The organism is Actinocorallia sp. B10E7, from assembly GCF_039871655.1.
Classification (GTDB): Bacteria; Actinomycetota; Actinomycetes; order Streptosporangiales; family Streptosporangiaceae; genus Actinocorallia.
The window spans coordinates 364,056-380,230 of sequence record NZ_JBDPLZ010000003.1 but is presented as its reverse complement, the minus strand read 5'-3'; the positions used below and the strand labels follow the sequence as shown (position 1 = coordinate 380,230).

The window sequence follows — 16,175 nt, the reverse complement described above, 5'->3', positions numbered from 1 at the left end:
AGGCATCGCGGGGGCTCCGCGCCCGGCGCGGGGCCCCCGGGTTCCCTTCCCGCCCGCTCCCCCGCCTCAGGTTCCGTCGAGGTGGCGTTCGATGCCGTCCAGGAGGCGGTCGAGCCCGTAGTCGAAGGAGGCGTCGCCGAAGTCCTCGAAGGCGCCGGCCTCCCAGACGGCGTACAGGTGGGGGAAACGTTCGCGGGTGACGAGTTCGATCAGGTGCGGGGTGGCCTCGGTCCACCAGCGCTCGTAGTCGTCGGTGTCGGTGAAGCCGCCGTCGAGGCCGGCGCTGGTGAGGCTGACGCCGCTCCCCTGGCAGGCGCCGCGCACGTAGGCGTCGACGCTGCCTGCGATGGCGGCCTGCTGCTCGGCGGACAGGCCGAGGGGGGCGAGGGCGGCGTAGACGGCGTCGGCGCGGGCGGTGCTGTTGGGGCTCATCAGCATCAGGCCGGGTGTGGCGACGGACAGTGTCCAGGGGTGGTCGCGGTAGAGGTCGCGGCCGAGGCGGGCGTAGTGGCGCAGGGCCTGGCGCCAGGTGGCGCCCTGGGGCGGCGGCGGGGTCGGGCCGACGGCGCGGTCGTACATCAGGTGCAGTAGTTCGGTGCGGCCGGGCACGTAGGTGTAGAGGGACATGGTGCCGACGCCGAGGCGCTCGGCGACGCGGCGCATGGACAGGGCGTCGAGTCCTTCGGCGTCGGCGAGGTCGGTGCCGGCGCGAATGATCTGGTCGAGGGTGACCTTGGGTCTGGGGCCGCGGGCGGGTGTCGGGGTGGTGGCGGTGCCCCACAGGAGGGCCAGGACGCGTCCGGGGTCGGGCCGTTTGCGTTCGGCCATGTGGCGCACCTCACACTTTCTTCGTAGGCTGTACGGAATTAACTCCGTATGCTGTACGGTTCTCTCCGGAAACAACTCCGTACACCATACCGAATAAGGGGGGGCATGGAGATCCACACGCGGAACCTCACCAAGGCCTTCGGCGGCACACGCGCCCTGGACGGTTTCGACCTGGCCGTCCCGGCGGGCACGGTCCACGGGCTGCTCGGCCCCAACGGAGCGGGCAAGACCACCGCCGTCCGGGTCCTGACCACGCTGCTGCGCCCCGACGGCGGCACCGCCCGCGTCGCCGGGCACGACGTCGCCGCCGAGCCGTCCGCGGTCAGGGCGGCGATCGGGCTGCTGGGCCAGCACGCCGCCCTGGACGAGGTCCTGTCGGGCCGCCAGAACCTCGAGCTGTTCGGGCGGCTGCACCACCTGGGCGCCCGCGCGGCCCGGCTGCGCGCCGCCGAGCTGCTGGAGCGCTTCGGCCTGGCCGAGACCGGGTCGCGTCCGGTGTCGGGGTACTCGGGCGGGATGCGCCGCCGCCTGGACCTCGCGGTGTGCCTGATCCGCTCCCCCAGGGTGCTGTTCCTGGACGAGCCGACCACGGGCCTGGACCCGGCGGCCCGCGCCGAGGTGTGGGCGTCGGTGCGCTCCCTGGTGGAGGGGGGCGCGACGGTCCTGCTCACCACCCAGTACCTGGAGGAGGCAGACCGGCTGGCCGACCGCATCAGCGTCGTGGACCGGGGCCGGGTCGTCGCCGAGGGAACCTCCGGGGAGCTGAAGGACCTGGTCGGCGGGGACCGGCTGGACCTGGTCGTCCGCGACTCCCCCGATCTGGAGCGGGCGGCGCGGAAGGTGGAGGCGGTCACCGGGCGCTCCCCCGCCCTGGACCGCGACGCGCGCCGCATCGGCGTCCCGGTCGACGACCGGATCGGCGCGCTGACCGGGGTGCTGCGCGCCCTGGAGGACGCGGGGGTCGGCGTCGAGGACGTCGCGGTCCGCCGCCCCACCCTGGACGAGGTGTTCCTGCACCTGACCGACGTGAAGGAGAAGGCGTGACGAGTGTCGGGTGGGTGATGGCCGACGGGTGGACGCTCACCCGCCGGGCGCTGCTGCACTGGGCGCGACGGCCGGCCCAGGTGGTCGTCGGGCTGCTGTTCCCGGTGCTGATGGTGGTGATGTTCGGGTACCTGCTGGGCGGCGGGATCCAGGTGCCGGGCGGAGGCGGCTACCGGGAGTTCCTGCTGCCCGGCATGTTCGCGATGTCGATGGTGTTCGGGATCGAGGGGACGTTCTCGGCCGTGGCCTCGGACGTGGCCAAGGGCGTCACCGACAGGTTCAGGACGTTGCCGATGACGCCGGGCGCGGTCGTGGTCGGGCGGGCGGCCGCGGACCTGCTGAACTCGGCGCTGGGCCTGCTGGTGATGATGGGGTGCGGCCTGCTGGTGGGCTGGCGCTGGCACGAGGGGTTCGGCGGGGTCGTGGCGGCGGTGGCGCTGCTGCTGTGGCTGCGGTTCGCGTTCCTGTGGCTCGGCGTCTACCTGGGGGTGCGGCTGGCGCGTCCCGAGGCGGTGGTGGCGCTGCAGATCCTGGTGTGGCCGGTGGGGTTCTTGTCCAACGCCTTCACCTCCCCTTCCGACATGCCGGGCTGGCTGGCGTTCCTGGCCGAGGCCAACCCGTTGTCGGCGACCGTCACCGCGACGCGTGAGCTGTTCGGCAACCCCGGTGTCGTCTCCGGTTCCCGGACGGCCGAGCACGGCCTTCTCCTGGCCGTGTTGTGGCCGTTGGCGATCACGGCGGTGTTCCTGCCGCTGTCCGTCCGCCGCTACCAGCGGCTGGGCGACTGACGGTGTCCCTTCTCCCCCGGTAACGCGTTCGAGAAAGAAGGAAGATGGCTTCGGAAGGCGTCGAGTTCGACCGGCAGGTGCGCAACCTCGTGGAGCTGGGGTATCCGGCCGCGGCAGGGCTCGGAGTGGAGGAGTTCCGTTCGCTCCTCGCGCCGCTGCGTGCCCGCGCCGCGGCACGCGGCACCGAGGGGTGTGACCTCGCGGCGGGGCGGGTGCCGTTCCTGCTGGTGGTCACCCGGCAGGTCGTGCCGATCGAGGCGGCGATGCCGCTCACCACTGTGCGCGGCGGGAAGAAGCCGGGGTTCGTCGACCGTACCTTCGAGCCGGGCTCCCTCGAGCGGTTCGTCGCGGCCGAGGGGGTGGAGCTTCCCGGCTGGTCGGCCTACCTGCTGCTGGACGTCGAGCGCGGGGAGGAGTTCTGCGGCGCGGTGCCCGAGGACGCGATGGCCGTCATCGCGCGCAGGGGCCGGAGTCCGCTGACCATCGAGGAGGGGGTCGCGCTGCTCACCCAGTTCCCCGAGGTGCTGGTCAAGAACAAGTGTTTCTCTCTGGGCGGTTCTCGGTGCGGGGACCGCCGGGTCCCGGCGATCTGGATCAGCCGGAACGCGCCGAAGCTCGGCTGGTGCTGGGAGGGCAATCCGCACACGTGGCTGGGGATGGCCTCCGCCGGGAGCAGGGCGGTCTAGGGTCGGGGCCCGTCGGCCTCTCCCCCGCGGGAACCCGGCGGCGGGTTTCCGGCGCCGGTTACATAGCGTGGTATGTCGGTGCGTTGCGGTGAGGGAACGGGGGCTGCGCGTGGACGGCGGGGTGAAGGTGCTGGTGACGGGGGCCAGCGGGTATGTCGGGGGCCGGCTGGTGCCGGAGCTGTTGGAGGCCGGGCACCGGGTGCGGTGCGTGACGCGGCGGGCCGGGAGCCTGCGGGGGCATCCGTGGGCGGGGCGGGTGGAGACCGCGGTGGCCGACGTGCTGGACGCCGACGCGATCGGGCGGGCGCTGGAGGGGGTGGACGTCGCCTACTACCTGGTCCACGGATTGGGCGGCGGCGTGGACTTCGCGGAGGCGGACCGGCGGGCGGCGCGGACGTTCGCGCGGGCCGCGGCGCGGGCGGGGGTCGGGCGGATCGTGTATCTGGGCGGGCTGGCCTCGGGCGGCACGCTGTCGCCGCATCTGCGGTCGCGGGGCGAGGTGGGGCGGATCCTGCTGGAGGGGCCGGTCCCGGCGATGGTGCTGCGGGCCGCGGTGATCATCGGGTCGGGGTCGGCGTCGTTCGAGATGTTGCGGTACCTGACCGAGCGGCTGCCGGTGATGGTGACGCCCCGGTGGGTGAACACGCGGATCCAGCCGATCGCGATCCGGGACGTGCTGCGGTATCTGACGGCCTGCGCGTCGCTGCCCGGGGAGTTCAACCGGACGTTCGACATCGGGGGCCCGGACGTGCTGACGTACCGGGAGATGATCGAGCGGTACGCGGCCGTGGCGGGCCTGCCCCACCGGGTCGTCATCCCGCTGCCGGTGCTCTCGCCGGGGTTGTCGAGCCAGTGGGTGGGGCTGGTGACGCCGGTGCCCGCGGGGCTGGCGCGTCCGCTGGTGGAGTCGCTGCGCACCGAGGTGGTGTGCGCCGAGCGCGACCTGGCGGTGCTGGTCCCCGATCCGCCCGGGGGGTTGCTGGGGTTCGAGGAGGCGGTGGCGCTGGCGCTGCGGCGGGTGCGGGAGGCGGAGGTGGCCACGCGCTGGTCGTCGGCCTCGGTCCCGGGCCGGCCCAGCGATCCGCTGCCGACCGACCCGGGCTGGGCGGGCGGCAGCCTGTACGTCGATGACCGGACGGTGCGGACGGCGGCTCCGCGGGAGGCGGTGTGGCGGCTGGTGGAGGGGGTCGGCGGGGAGAACGGCTGGTATTCGCTGCCGGTGGCGTGGCGGCTGCGCGGGTTCGTCGACCGGGTCTTCGGGGGTGTGGGGCTGCGGCGGGGCCGGCGGGATCCCCACCGGCTGAGGCCGGGTGACGCGCTGGACTTCTGGCGGGTGGAGGAGGTCTCCCCCGCCGAGGGCCTTTTGCGGTTGCGGGCGGAGATGCGGCTGCCGGGGTTGGCGTGGCTGGAGTGGACGGTCGGCGAGGAGGGCGGCCGCACGGTGCTGCGCCAGCGTGCGCTGTTCCATCCGCACGGCCTGCTGGGCCATCTGTACTGGTGGTGCATCGCTCCTTTCCACGCCCTGGTCTTCGGCCGCATGGCCCGTAACCTCGCGGGCAGGGCCCTGGCCGAGTCGGGCCTCCCGGGTTCTTGAGCGACGTCCGGCGGGTCTTCCGCTCCTCAGGGAAGCAGGGGGCGCAGCATGGAGGCGAAGGCGCTGTGGGAGTGGTCGATCCGGGGGACGATGTGGCGGCGCGGCCAAGGGTTGGGGCTGCACCCGTACAGGGAGATGCTCTGCTGGACCATGACGGGGGCGGGCCGTCCGGGTCCGGGGCAGGTGCGGTGGCCGTGGCCGAGGGCGTGCCCGACCTCGTGGTTGATGAGGTATTCGCGGTAGGTGGCCAGGTCGTGTCCGTAGGAGGCGGCTCCGCGGGCCCAGCGGGCGGCGTTGATGACGGCGCGGCCGCCCTGCCAGCACGACAGCCGCAGCCCGACGGTCAGGGGGCGGCAGTGGCGGCGGGTGTGGGCGGGGCTGGTCAGGGAGACGCGCAGGTCGACGGGTCCGCGGTCCACGCGCAGGAAGCCGGTGGGCCAGCCGCGCGGGTCGGTGAGGATGCGGTGGACGTCGCGGGCGAACTCCTCGGGGGTGAAGGGCAGTCCCTTCTCGACTTCGACGAGGTAGCGGGTGGTGCGGTGGCGGTGGTGGAGGGGTTCGTCGGTGCCGGGCGCCGGGAGGTAGCCGCCCGAGGCACGGAGGGGGACGGCGCGGGGTGCGGGCTGGAGGCGTCCGTTGACGACCAGCGGCCTGACGGGGGGCCGGGGTGAGGCCGTCGGGGGCGCCGGCGTGGGGAGCGGCACCGGGGTGGGGGCGGCGCGGGCGATGAGGGTGAGGGCGGAGGTCGCCGCGACGGCCAGCGCGGTGCCGGCGTGGCGTCGTAGGCGTGAAGGGGTCCGTCTGTGTGAGCCCATATCCGTACGGTAATCGTTTTCTCGCTGAGGGTGATGAAGGGTTGGCGTTTGTGGCCTGTCTTTCGTGCCGTCCGGCGGGCGGGTGGCGGGTTCGGGAGGCGGGAAAGTGTCCGGGGTGAGGGGTAGCGTTACCGCAGGCGGGGCTTTCTCGGAGGCGGGGGTGGGGTCCATGGGTGAGGTGTTGACCGCTCGTGCGCTGGGGAGGGCGACGCTGGCGCGGCAGCTGCTGCTGGAGCGCGCCGGGGTGGGCGTGTCGGAGGCGGTGGCGCGCGTCGGCGGGCTGCAGGCGCAGACGCCGCACTCGTGGTACTTCGCGTTGTGGTCGCGGATCGCCGGCTTCGATCCGCAGGACGCGGCGGGGCTGCTGGAGAAGCGGGAGCTGGTGCGCATCGCGCTGATGCGCGGGACGATCCACCTGGTGACGGCCGAGGACTGCCTGGCCTGGCGGCCGCTGCACGACGACTTCATCTTCCGCGTCACCCGCAGCGCGTTCGGCCGCCATTGGAAGAACGTCGATCTGGAGGCGGTGGCCGCGGCGGGGCGGGAGCTGCTGGAGGTGAGGCCTCTGACGTTCGCCGAGCTCGGCCGGGAGCTGCACGCCCGTTTCCCCGACGGCACCCCGCAGTCGCTGTCCCAGCTGGTGCGCGCCAGGCTCCCGCTGGTGCAGGTCCCGCCGCGCGGCCTTTGGGGTCGCAGCGGCCCGGTCGCCCACACCACCGCCGAGCGCTGGCTCGGCTCTCCCCTGGCCTCCTCCCCCTCGTTGGAGGGGTTCGTCGCCCGCTATCTGGCGGCGTTCGGTCCCGCCACCGTCAAGGACGTGCAGGCCCACTGCGGCCTGACCCGCCTGCGCGAGGTCCTGGACCGCATGGACCTGCGCACCTTCCGGACCGAGGACGGCCTGACCCTCTACGACCTGCCCGACGCGCCCCGTCCGCCCGAGGACTTCCCGGCGCCCGTCCGTTTCCTCCCCGATTTCGACAATCTGTTCATCTCCTTTGCCGACCGCTCCCGCACCGGCGTCCTGGATCCCGTCCAGACGGCCCGCGCGTGGCCCCCGCACGGCCCGATCCCCGGCACCGTCCTGGTCGACGGCGTTGTCGGCGCCACCTGGTCGCCTTCCCGTGCCCGGGGCGCCGCCCGCCTGGACATCACCCCCTTCTCCCCCCTTTCCCCGTCCGCGCGGGACGCCGTCGCCGCCGAGGCCGAGGCGCTGCTGGGCCTGCTGGCTCCCGGCGACGCCCACGACGTCGTCTTCACCGACCCGTGGTGATGCCTTTCGCCTGAGGGTCTTTCAGGCGTCGGCTGTTCGCGGTTCGGGCGCTTCGGGGGCGGATGCGTCCTCGCGGTGGAGGAAGGGGCCGAGGAGGTCGCCGACGGGGTGGTCGGCCTCCGAGGGGTGGCGCAGGGCGGCGGTGGGGTCGATGGTGTAGCGGTTGCGGCGGCCGACCCGGGTGCGGGTGAGGTATCCGGCCGCTTCCAGGTCGGCGACGATGATCTGCACCGCCCGCTCGGTGATGCCGATGCCGGCGGCGACGTCCCGCAGGCGCACCTGCGGGTCGCGGGCGATCCGCAGCAGCACCCGTGCGTGGTTGGTGAGGAACGTCCATTGATCGCCGCGTGCCGGTGAGGTGCTCATGGCCTCCATCATACGAACTTCGCTTCGCATGTTCATCTGATCTGGCGAATACAAATTAGCGAAAAAGTTTTCGCGTAACTGTTGACGGGTGTTGCTGCTGAGGGTGACGCTTGAGGGGATTTCTCCCGATAAGGAAGGCGGGAGCCGTCATGATCCGACCGCGTCCCCGGAGAGGAAACGTTCCGCGATGAATGACCTGTCGTTCGCCGTCCCGCTGTGGGCCTGGGCCGCGGTCACCCTCGGCATCGGCGTCATGCTCGCCGTCGATCTGATCGCCCATCGCGACAGCCACGTGATCGGTTTCCGCGAGGCCACGATCTGGAGCGGCGTCTGGATCGCCATCGGCCTCGGCTTCGGCCTCGTCCTTCTGGCCTGGCAAGGCGGGGAGGCGTCCTCCACCTACTACGCCGGCTACCTGATCGAAAAGGCCCTGTCGATCGACAACGTCTTCGTCTTCGCGCTGGTCTTCTCCTTCTTCGCCGTCCCCGACGCCTACCAGCACAAAGTCCTGTTCTGGGGCGTCATCGGCGCCCTGGCCGCACGGCTGGTGTTCATCTTCGTCGGCGTCGAACTGCTCGAGGCGTTCTTCTGGACCGCCTACCTCTTCGGCGCGTTCCTGATCTGGACCGGCTGGAAGATGGCCGTCTCCAAGGACGAAGAGGTCCACCCCGACCGCAATCCCATCGTCCGCCTGGTCAAGAGGCTCATCCCGACCGACCCGAAGTTCCACGGCGACAGGTTCTTCATCCGCGTCGACGGCAAGCGGATCGCGACCCTGCTGCTGGTGGTCCTGGTCGCCGTCGAGGCCACCGACCTGATCTTCGCCGTCGACTCCGTCGCCGCCGTCCTGGCCATCACCACCAACACCTTCCTGGTGTGGACCGCCAACGCCTTCGCCGTCCTGGGCCTGCGGAGCCTGTACTTCTGCCTGGCCGGACTCCTGCGCCGCTTCGCCTACCTCCACTACGGGCTCGCGGTCCTGCTCGCCTTCGCCGGTGTCAAGCTCATCCTGTCCGAGACTCCCGTCGGCAAGCTGCCCATCCCGCTCACCCTGGGCGTCATCACCGTCACCATCACCGTCTCCATCGCCTGGTCACTGATCGCCACCCGCGACCGGCCTCCGTCCCCCGGCGTCAGGGGACGGCCCAGCGAGCCCGGGGAAGGCGACGCCCGCCGCGCCGCCGTCGCCTCCCGCCGGCCCGGAGCCCCGCACGACACGGACACGCCATGACCAGAGTGACTTCACAGGCCGGCATCGCGCGGGTGGCGGACTCTGGCGTCCACGTTGTCGGCCAAAGTCCTGAGGACGCCGGGTAGCTCCGCCGCCGCCTGGGCGGGCAGTCCGGCCACGGTCTCCGCCGCCAGGGCGCACCAAAGCTGCTTGATCCGCTCGACCAGCGCCCTGCCGCTGTCCGTGAGTTCCACGATGCTGGCGCGCTTGTCGGAGGGGGCGGGGGTCCGGCGGATGTGACCGGCGGCTTCGAGCTTGCGGGCCATCAGCGTGACGCTGGGCGGCTCGCAGCCGAGCGCCTCGCTGAGCTGGGCTTGGATCCTCGGGCCGGTCCGGGCGAGTTCGAGCAGGAGCGCCTCCTGCCCGGGGTGCAGGCCGAGCGGGGCCAGCAGCGCGGCGGCCCTGGCCCGGTGGCGCAGGCTCAGCAGGCGGATGGCCTGGCTGATGGCCGTGGCCATGGCGGCGCCGGCCGGCACGCGCACCGGCCGGCGGGAGCCGCTCGACCTCGCGGGCGCGGTCACCGGGACGGCAGGGCTGGCCGCGCTGGTCTACGGGGTCATGCAGAGCGCCGATCACGGCTGGACGTCGGCGCCGGTCGTCGGGCCGGCCGTGGCGGGCCTGCTTCTTCTCGTCGTCTTCATCGCGGTGGAGGCGCGTTTCGCCGCCCGGCCGATGATGCCCCTGCGGCTGTTCAGGAGCCGGGGGGTGGCCGTCGGCAACGGCATGCTGCTGCTGTTCGGCGCGATCCCCATCGCGATGTGGTACTTCACGTCGCTCTTCCTGCAGAACGTCCTGGGCTACAGCGCGCTTCAAGCCGGGCTCGGGCAGACGCCCGCGGCGGTGACGTTCATGGTGATCGCGCGATGGGCCGCCCCGCTGCTGCCGCGAATCGGCGCGCGCCTCCTGCTGCCGGCCGGCGGCGTCTGCTTCCTGGGCGGCTTCGGCTGGCTCGCCCAGGCCCACGCCGACAGCGGCTTCGTCGCCGGCGTGCTCGGTCCCACACTGCTCATCGCGACCGGCATCGGGCTCACCTTCCCCACCCTCATGGCCGCGGCGACCGCCGGCGCCAGAGCCGCGTCGCAGGCGGGCGGGGGTTCCTCGCCCGCCGCCCTCGCCGCCGGCTACGACCTGGTCTTCCTCATGGCGGCCGGGCTCGGCCTGGTCATCGCGGCGGTCGGCACGCTGCTGCCGGGGCGACGCCGCTGTTCACCGTCACCGCGCCGCCGACCGTCCCGGTGACGCGCCCGAGTCCGCCCACCCTAAGCAAACCACTCCACTTGACGTACTCCAATTGGAGTGGTTTGCTTGGGGTGCTTCAGAGGAAGGGGTGCGAGATGCGCCAGAACCCGGCCCGCCGGGCCGCGCTGCTCGACGGCGCCATCGAGGTCCTCGCCCGCGAGGGGGCGCGCGGCCTGACCCAGCGAGCCGTCGACAAGGAGGCGGCGGTGCCCATCGGCACCACGTCCAACTACTTCCGCAACCGCGACGACCTTCTCGTCCAGGCCGGCGCCCGCGTCTACGAGCGGCTCACGCCCGAAGAGGGCGCGCTCACCGAGATGTTCGACCGGGCCCGGGACGCCGCGTCGTACGGCGCGATGCTCCGGGAGAGCCTCGGCAGGATCACCGCCTTCCGATCCGGGCACCTGGCGCTGCTGGAGCTCCGGCTGGAGGCCACCAGAAGGCCGGAACTGCGAACGCTGCTCACCGAGCGGGTCCGCGCCGACATCGACGAGAACATCACCCGGCACGAGGCCGGGGGCCTGCCCGGCGGCGCGACCGCCGTCCTGCTGATGTACCTGGCCATGAACTGGCTGGTCGTCGAGCAGCTCACACTGCCGGACGTCTTCACGGAAGCCGAGCGCGACGAACTGGTCACGCGGGCGGTGGAGCGCATCGTCGCGCCCTTCTCCGCCTGACGTCCCGGTGACGTCCGGCACCCCCCACCGCAACCGATCAACGGAGGATCCCTTTTGCGCAAGCTCGTGTACTTCATCGCTTCCACGCTCGACGGTTTCATCGCCGGTCCCGACGGTTCGGACCCCACCGGCCCCGGCGGCTTCTGGTCCCCGTCGGAGGACTACATCCAGCACCTCATCGAGGAGTACCCCGAGACCCTGCCGGGGCCGGCCCGGGCCGCGCTCGGCATCACCGCCGAAGGCGTCCGCTTCGGCACGGTCATCGAAGGCCGCAAGAGCTATGAGGTCGGCCTGGCGGCCGGCGTGACCGACGCCTACCCCCACCTGGAGCACCTGGTCTTCTCCCGGACCCTGACCCAGAGCCCGGACCCCGGCGTCGAACTCGTCGACGGTGACCCGGCGGCGAAGGTGCGGGAGCTGAAGCACCGGGACGGCAAGGACATCTGGCTCGTCGGCGGCGGTGGGCTGGCCGGCGCGCTCCACGACGAGATCGACCGCGTGATCGTCAAGCTCAGCCCGCTCACCATCGGCTCCGGCATCCCTCTCTTCGGACGGACCGCGGCCTTCGCGCCACACGCCTGGGAGCTCACCGACCACACCGTCCTCAAGGGCGGAGCGGTCTTCCTCACCTACGACCGGAACCCCGGCGCGACGCGGTCCTCCTCGACCGCCGGCCCGGCCTGACCACGGCCGCGCCCAGGAGGAGGGCCGCGGACCCGGCCCTCCTCCCCTGCCCGCCGTCCCTGTGTGGGTCCGGTCCCGGAGCGGTGGCGCCGGAAATCGCCTGGGAAATCCGGAAGATCATGAAATGATCGTTCGGGCGGGAGGCCGTCCGGAGACGAGGGGGGCGAGGCGGTTGGCGTCGGACACATTCCGTATCGGGGGCGAGCGCGCGGTGGGGCGGCTCGGGTTCGGAGCGATGCACCTGCGTCCCGGCTCCGAGCAGGAGCGCCGGTCCTGCGTCGCGGTGGCCAGGCGTGCCGTGGAACTGGGGGTGACGCTGATCGACACCGCGCACCTGTACGGGTGGGGCGCCAACGAGGAGCTGCTGGCCGAGGCGCTGTACCCGTATCCGGAGGAGCTGCTCGTGGCGACCAAGGTCGGAGTCGCGCGGGGACGGCCCGGGCAGGAGATCGAGCTGTGCGGGCGGCCGGAGTTCCTGCGCGGGCAGGTCGAGGAGGGCCTGCGTCGGCTGCGGCTGGAGCGGCTGGAGCTGCTGCAGTTGCACCGCGTCGATCCGAAGGTGCCGCTGGCCGACCAGGCGGGGACTCTGCGCGAGCTCCAGGACGAGGGCAAGATCGGCCATGTCGGCCTGTCGGAGGTCACCGTCGCCCAGCTGGAGGAGGCGCGCGGGATCGTCGAGGTGGCCGGCGTGCAGAACCGCTACAACGTGCTCGACCGCGAGTACGAGGCGGTGCTGGAGGCCTGCGAGGCGGCGGGGATAGCCTTCCTGCCCTGGCGCCCCGTCCACCCGGCGGCCTCCCAGGGCGCGGGTGAGATCGCCGCCGTCGCCGCCGAGGTGGGGGCCACGGCCGCGCAGGTCGCGCTGGCGTGGCTGCTGGAGCGCTCCCCCGTCGTGCTCCCCATCCCCGGCACCTCCAGGATCGCGCACCTGGAGGAGAACGTCGCCGCGTCCGGCCTGCGCCTGAGCGGGGAGCAGTACGACCGTCTCGACCGGCTTGCGGCCCCCTGAACCGCCGGCGGTCTCACCGAGGGTGAGGGCGGAGGCCGGGACGGCCTCCACCGCGCCGACCTGCTCGTCGCGCCTCCCCTGACCGAGAACTTCGATCTTGTTTCGCGAATCGCCCGTGCGGTCGCGATCTTGATGGCAGAATGTCCTGATTCCGCATAGTTGAAAGGGGCTCGGATGCTCAAGCGTACTGCTGCGGTGCTCGTCGCGGCCGCCTCGGTGCTCGGCGCCACCGCCGTCGCACCGGCGGCCCACGCGGGCGGATACGGATGCGCGGGCAGGCTCGTGAAGACCATCCCGGTCCCGCTGAAGGATCTGTTGACCGGGAAGACCTACTACCGCAGCGACGTCAAGCTGTACTACAACCCCAAGTCGGGCTGGAACTGCGCGGTCATGGTGAAGCGCCCCGGCAAGCCCCGCTACAACGCCAAGGTCCCGATGTACCTGGAGATCAAGAACGCCCGCTGGGCCGAGGACCGCCAGAAGAACAACATCGACCGCGACCAGGGCGACTTCCGCCGCTACGCGGGCCCGGTCAAGGTCAACGGCCGGTGGAAGGGCCGGGGTCTGTGCATCAGCGTCATCGCCTTCTATTCCGACGCCGAGGCCAACGGTCAGGACTCGGGATGGAACGGCCGCCTCTACAAGTCCCGCCTGGCCTGCCGCTGACGACGCGCGGTCAGCCGCGCATGAGGGCCGTCGCCCAGCCGGCCTCCGGCGACGGCGCGCCTTCACGCGGCTGGCCGTTTATTTGACCTTCAAGCTGGTCGAACGCCCACAATCACGTCCATGGACGACGTGCTGATGAGCATCGGGGTGTTCGCGCGGCGGGTGGGACTGGCGCCGAGCGCGTTGCGGTTCTACGACGACTGCGGGCTGCTGCGCCCGGCCCGTGTGGACGAGGCGACGGGCTACCGGTACTACGCGCCGGGGCAGGAGAGGCGCGCCGTGCTGGTGCGTCGGCTGCGGGACGCGGGGGTGCCGCTGCCGGAGGCGTCGGTGGTGCTCGACGGGGCGAGGGAGGAGGCGCGAGCCGTCCTGGAGCGGCACGCCAGGAGGACGCGGGAGGCCGCGGAAGCCGCCCGGGCGGTGGTCGAGGAGCTCCTCGGCGGGCTTGCGGGCGGGCCGGACGCCGCGCGGGCGAGGGTGGGCGGCGCCGAACTCGCCGGTGCCGTCCGCCAGGTCGCGGCCGCGGCGGCCCGCGGGGACTGCCGGGAGGAGTTCCCCGTGCTGGGGTGCGTCCTGCTGGAACTCGACGGCCAGGAGGTGCGGCTGGCCGCCACGGACCGCTACCGGCTGGCCGTGCGGACGCTGCGGGCGGATTCGGCGTCCGGCGGCCCGTGCCGGGTGCCGGTGCCCGTGGAGGACATGCGCGAGGCCGCCTCGTGGGCGCTCCCCCTGGACGAGGTCGGAATCGAGGTGGACGGAAGGCAGGCGTGGCTGCTCGACGCCTCGCGGCCGCATGACGGCTCCGGACGGCGGAAGCTGCCCGCCACCGAGGAGGTGTTTCCCTCCTACCGGATGATCCTGGATGAGATGCCGCCCGCCCGGCACCGCGTCATCACGGCCCGCGGCGCCCTGGCCGCCGCGCTCGCCGAACCGGGCGATGACGGGCCCGTCCTGCTGCGCACCGGCGGGAACGGGCTGGCGGTCGGCCGTCCCGGCCGGGCCGACGCCGAACTGCCCGCCGTGTGCACGGGCCCGCCGGCGCGGATCTCCTTCGACCCGGCGGTCCTGCTGCCCGCGCTGGAGGCCGGCGTGGGACCCGACGTGCTGCTGGAGGTCTCCTCGCCGAACGCGCCCGTGGTGGTCCGCTCCGCCGACCAGGGCAGTTTCACCACCCTGGTCATGCCCGTCTTCTCCTCCCTCGCCTAAAAAGAGAACCCATGAATCCCGACAATCCCGTCGTCAGGTTGTGCTCGCAGGGCATGCGGGCCGAGGCCGAGGGCCGCGACGCCAAGGCCCGTACCCTTTTCCAGCAGGCCTGGGAGAGCGCCGAGGACGACTACGAGGCCTGCGTCGCCGCCCACTACCTCGCCCGCCACCAGCCGAACGCCCAGGAGACCCTGCACTGGAACCGGGAGTGCCTGGAACGCGCGGACCGGGTGGGCGACGAGCGCGTCGAGGGCTTCTACGCCTCCCTGCACCTGAACATGGCCAGGGCCCACCGGGACCTCGGCTCCCCCGGCCAGGCCCGCGAGCACTTCGTCGCGGCCGCCGCCCGACTGCGGGACCTCCCGGCGGGCCAGTACGCCGAGTGGATCCGCCTGTCGGTGGCCGAAGGCCTGCGCTCCACCGGCGGCCTCCCGCCCCATCCCGCCGGCGACCTCCTGACCGGCCTGCTGAACCGCCTGTGCGAACTCCGCGATCTCAGGTCCCTGGCCTTGGTCCTGCTCCCCTGCCTCGGCGACCTCGGCACCCCCGACGACAGGCTCCGCCTGTCCACGGCCCTGCACATGCTCCACGCCTCCCGCACCCTCCCCGATCCCGAGCAGGAGATCCTCAGCCAGGCCATCGCCGCCTCGACCGCCCCCTGATCCGCGCCCGCCGTTCCCGGCCCGGAGCTCCGCTGAGCATGGGATGCGAAGGGTCTCTGAGCATCGGCCGCAGACCCGACGAAGCTGATTCCGGCCTAGTGTCGCCCGCCGAGCAGCGGCGGTAGCGACCGCTCGGCCGTGTCCGAGGCGAAGCCGCCTCAAGCGTGTCTCCCAGGGCACGGCCGGCCGGGTGCCGCTCGCACCGTCGAGGCCCGGCGCGGGCCCGGCTCGCCGGGGCGCCTTGGGGAAACCCGGCGGCCGGCCTGCGCGGATCGTGCCGGTTGCCCGGGTGTTCGGACGGGGTCAGGGGATCCCGCACAGGCGCAGGAGGGCGGTGGTGGCGGCCGCGGCGAGGACGACGGCGGGGAAGGGGACGCGGCGCAGGGCCAGCAGGGCGGCGGCGAGTACTCCGGCGGGGCGGGACCAGCCGGCGAAGCCCTGGCTTTCGGTGAGGGCGGAGGTGGCCACGAGCGCCAGGAGGAGGACGGTGGCGGCCATGGCCAGGGGGCGCGCGAGCCTGTCGGCGGGGCCGAGGCGTTCGTGCAGGAGGGGGCCGGCCAGGCGGAAGGCGTAGGTTCCGGCTGCCAGCAGGAGGATCGCGGCCATCGGCAGCGTCGCGGTCATGGTTCCTTCTCCGAAAGCGTGTGGCGGTCGTGGTCTTGTTCGTCGTGCCGTCGGGCCCGCCAGAGGCGGGTCGGGAAGGGGGTGAGGGCCAGGAGGGCCAGGAGGACGGGGACTCCGGGGGGCAGGAAGGGGGTGGCGGCCACGGCGATGAGGGCGCCGAGCAGGGCGGCGCGTCGGGTGGGGCGGTCCTTCAGCGCGGGCAGGAGGAGTGCCAGGAGGACGGCGGGGAAGGCCGCGTCCAGGCCGAGGGCGTTCACGTCGCCGACGGTGTGGGCGGCCAGGACCCCCAGGAGGACCGAGACGTTCCACACCGCGAACAGGGCGAGCCCGCACAGCCAGTAGGTGGCGCGGCGGCGCGCGGGGTCCTCGTGGCGCAGGGTGAAGGCGACGGTCTCGTCGGTCATGAGGTGGGAGCCGAGCAGGCGGGCCCAGCGCGGGCCGGTCAGGACGTCGGCGACGGCCAGGCCGAAGGGCAGGTGGCGGGCGTTGAGGATCAGCCCGGTGGTGACGGCGGCCAGGGGGGCGCCTCCGGCGAGGGCCACGCCGACGGCTGCGAACTGGGCGCCTCCGGCGAACACCAGCAGGGACATGGCGACCGGCACCCACCAGGGCAGGCCGCCGGAGACGGTGATGGCGCCGAAGGACGCGCCGACCAGGGCGTCGGCGACGCAGACCAGCGCGATGTCGCGGAGGGTGGCCCGACCGGGTGTTCGCCAGAACGAACTCATGTCCACTAAGATGAACACCAGAGCCGTGTTCGTCAAATCGAACGGACGGACTTTCGAA

19 protein-coding genes are annotated in these 16,175 nt (G+C 72.8%); 13 read left to right on the top strand and 6 right to left on the bottom strand.

Annotated elements, in window-relative coordinates:
* Positions 1 to 66: 66 nt before the first annotated feature.
* Positions 67 to 828, bottom strand: coding sequence for a TetR/AcrR family transcriptional regulator (locus tag ABGB12_RS11625; RefSeq protein WP_347676852.1), 762 nt, complete (start codon positions 826 to 828; stop codon positions 67 to 69).
* A gap of 105 nt (positions 829 to 933) precedes the next feature.
* Here ABGB12_RS11625 and ABGB12_RS11620 point away from each other — a divergent pair, with 105 nt between their 5' ends.
* The 4 genes from ABGB12_RS11620 (at position 934) to ABGB12_RS11605 (ending at position 4,940) form a co-directional block, all read left to right on the top strand.
* Positions 934 to 1,872 (top strand): ATP-binding cassette domain-containing protein, encoded by a 939-nt coding sequence (locus tag ABGB12_RS11620; protein ID WP_347676850.1) that lies wholly within the window; start codon positions 934 to 936, stop codon positions 1,870 to 1,872.
* Entirely contained in the window at positions 1,869 to 2,660 is a 792-nt protein-coding gene (locus ABGB12_RS11615) for an ABC transporter permease (RefSeq protein ID WP_347676848.1), read from the top strand. Before ABGB12_RS11620 ends, ABGB12_RS11615 begins: the two co-directional genes overlap by 4 nt.
* Before the next feature lie 44 nt (positions 2,661 to 2,704).
* Complete coding sequence (locus ABGB12_RS11610) at positions 2,705 to 3,346, top strand: DUF5701 family protein (RefSeq protein WP_347676846.1); 642 nt, start codon at positions 2,705 to 2,707, stop codon at positions 3,344 to 3,346.
* Positions 3,347 to 3,467: 121 nt separating this feature from the next.
* Positions 3,468 to 4,940 carry an SDR family oxidoreductase gene (locus ABGB12_RS11605; RefSeq protein WP_347677710.1) on the top strand — a complete coding sequence of 491 codons (1,473 nt, stop codon included), beginning with the start codon at positions 3,468 to 3,470 and terminating at the stop codon, positions 4,938 to 4,940.
* Between the two features lie 26 nt (positions 4,941 to 4,966).
* On the opposite strand, the gene ABGB12_RS11600 is transcribed toward ABGB12_RS11605, so the two are convergent.
* Positions 4,967 to 5,755: a DUF3152 domain-containing protein gene (locus ABGB12_RS11600; protein ID WP_347676844.1), complete on the bottom strand. Its 789-nt coding sequence runs from the start codon at positions 5,753 to 5,755 to the stop codon at positions 4,967 to 4,969.
* 169 nt (positions 5,756 to 5,924) lie between these two features.
* Between ABGB12_RS11600 and ABGB12_RS11595 the strand changes: the two genes are divergently transcribed.
* Positions 5,925 to 7,025: a winged helix DNA-binding domain-containing protein gene (locus tag ABGB12_RS11595; RefSeq protein WP_347676842.1), complete on the top strand. Its 1,101-nt coding sequence runs from the start codon at positions 5,925 to 5,927 to the stop codon at positions 7,023 to 7,025.
* A gap of 21 nt (positions 7,026 to 7,046) precedes the next feature.
* On the opposite strand, the gene ABGB12_RS11590 is transcribed toward ABGB12_RS11595, so the two are convergent.
* Positions 7,047 to 7,391, bottom strand: coding sequence for a helix-turn-helix domain-containing protein (locus ABGB12_RS11590; RefSeq protein ID WP_347676840.1), 345 nt, complete (start codon positions 7,389 to 7,391; stop codon positions 7,047 to 7,049).
* A gap of 187 nt (positions 7,392 to 7,578) precedes the next feature.
* On the opposite strand from ABGB12_RS11590, the gene ABGB12_RS11585 reads away from it, so the two are divergent.
* On the top strand, positions 7,579 to 8,622 hold the full coding sequence (locus ABGB12_RS11585; protein WP_347676838.1) for a TerC family protein: 1,044 nt from the start codon (positions 7,579 to 7,581) through the stop codon (positions 8,620 to 8,622).
* An 11-nt stretch (positions 8,623 to 8,633) separates the two neighbouring features.
* Here ABGB12_RS11585 and ABGB12_RS11580 read toward each other — a convergent pair whose 3' ends face one another.
* Positions 8,634 to 9,080 (bottom strand): MarR family transcriptional regulator, encoded by a 447-nt coding sequence (locus tag ABGB12_RS11580; protein WP_347676836.1) that lies wholly within the window; start codon positions 9,078 to 9,080, stop codon positions 8,634 to 8,636.
* On the opposite strand from ABGB12_RS11580, the gene ABGB12_RS11575 reads away from it, so the two are divergent.
* The 7 genes from ABGB12_RS11575 (at position 9,055) to ABGB12_RS11545 (ending at position 14,765) form a co-directional block, all read left to right on the top strand.
* Positions 9,055 to 9,861, top strand: a complete 807-nt coding sequence (locus ABGB12_RS11575; RefSeq protein ID WP_347676834.1) for a hypothetical protein — start codon at positions 9,055 to 9,057, stop codon at positions 9,859 to 9,861. The genes ABGB12_RS11580 and ABGB12_RS11575 overlap by 26 nt on opposite strands.
* 95 nt (positions 9,862 to 9,956) lie before the next feature.
* A complete protein-coding gene (locus ABGB12_RS11570; protein ID WP_347676832.1) occupies positions 9,957 to 10,538 on the top strand; it encodes a TetR family transcriptional regulator in 582 nt (193 codons plus the stop codon).
* A gap of 54 nt (positions 10,539 to 10,592) precedes the next feature.
* On the top strand, positions 10,593 to 11,222 hold the full coding sequence (locus ABGB12_RS11565; RefSeq protein WP_347676830.1) for a dihydrofolate reductase family protein: 630 nt from the start codon (positions 10,593 to 10,595) through the stop codon (positions 11,220 to 11,222).
* A 172-nt stretch (positions 11,223 to 11,394) separates the two neighbouring features.
* Complete coding sequence (locus tag ABGB12_RS11560; protein ID WP_347676828.1) at positions 11,395 to 12,231, top strand: aldo/keto reductase; 837 nt, start codon at positions 11,395 to 11,397, stop codon at positions 12,229 to 12,231.
* A 174-nt stretch (positions 12,232 to 12,405) separates the two neighbouring features.
* Positions 12,406 to 12,897: a hypothetical protein gene (locus ABGB12_RS11555; protein ID WP_347676826.1), complete on the top strand. Its 492-nt coding sequence runs from the start codon at positions 12,406 to 12,408 to the stop codon at positions 12,895 to 12,897.
* Between the two features lie 120 nt (positions 12,898 to 13,017).
* Positions 13,018 to 14,103, top strand: coding sequence for a MerR family transcriptional regulator (locus tag ABGB12_RS11550; RefSeq protein ID WP_347676824.1), 1,086 nt, complete (start codon positions 13,018 to 13,020; stop codon positions 14,101 to 14,103).
* An 11-nt stretch (positions 14,104 to 14,114) separates the two neighbouring features.
* Positions 14,115 to 14,765 (top strand): hypothetical protein, encoded by a 651-nt coding sequence (locus tag ABGB12_RS11545; protein WP_347676822.1) that lies wholly within the window; start codon positions 14,115 to 14,117, stop codon positions 14,763 to 14,765.
* 303 nt (positions 14,766 to 15,068) lie between these two features.
* Here the strand turns inward: ABGB12_RS11545 and ABGB12_RS11540 are convergent, their stop codons facing one another.
* Positions 15,069 to 15,389 (bottom strand): AzlD domain-containing protein, encoded by a 321-nt coding sequence (locus ABGB12_RS11540; RefSeq protein WP_347676820.1) that lies wholly within the window; start codon positions 15,387 to 15,389, stop codon positions 15,069 to 15,071.
* Positions 15,386 to 16,117: an AzlC family ABC transporter permease gene (locus ABGB12_RS11535; RefSeq protein ID WP_347676818.1), complete on the bottom strand. Its 732-nt coding sequence runs from the start codon at positions 16,115 to 16,117 to the stop codon at positions 15,386 to 15,388. Before ABGB12_RS11535 ends, ABGB12_RS11540 begins: the two co-directional genes overlap by 4 nt.
* Positions 16,118 to 16,175 lie beyond the last annotated feature (58 nt).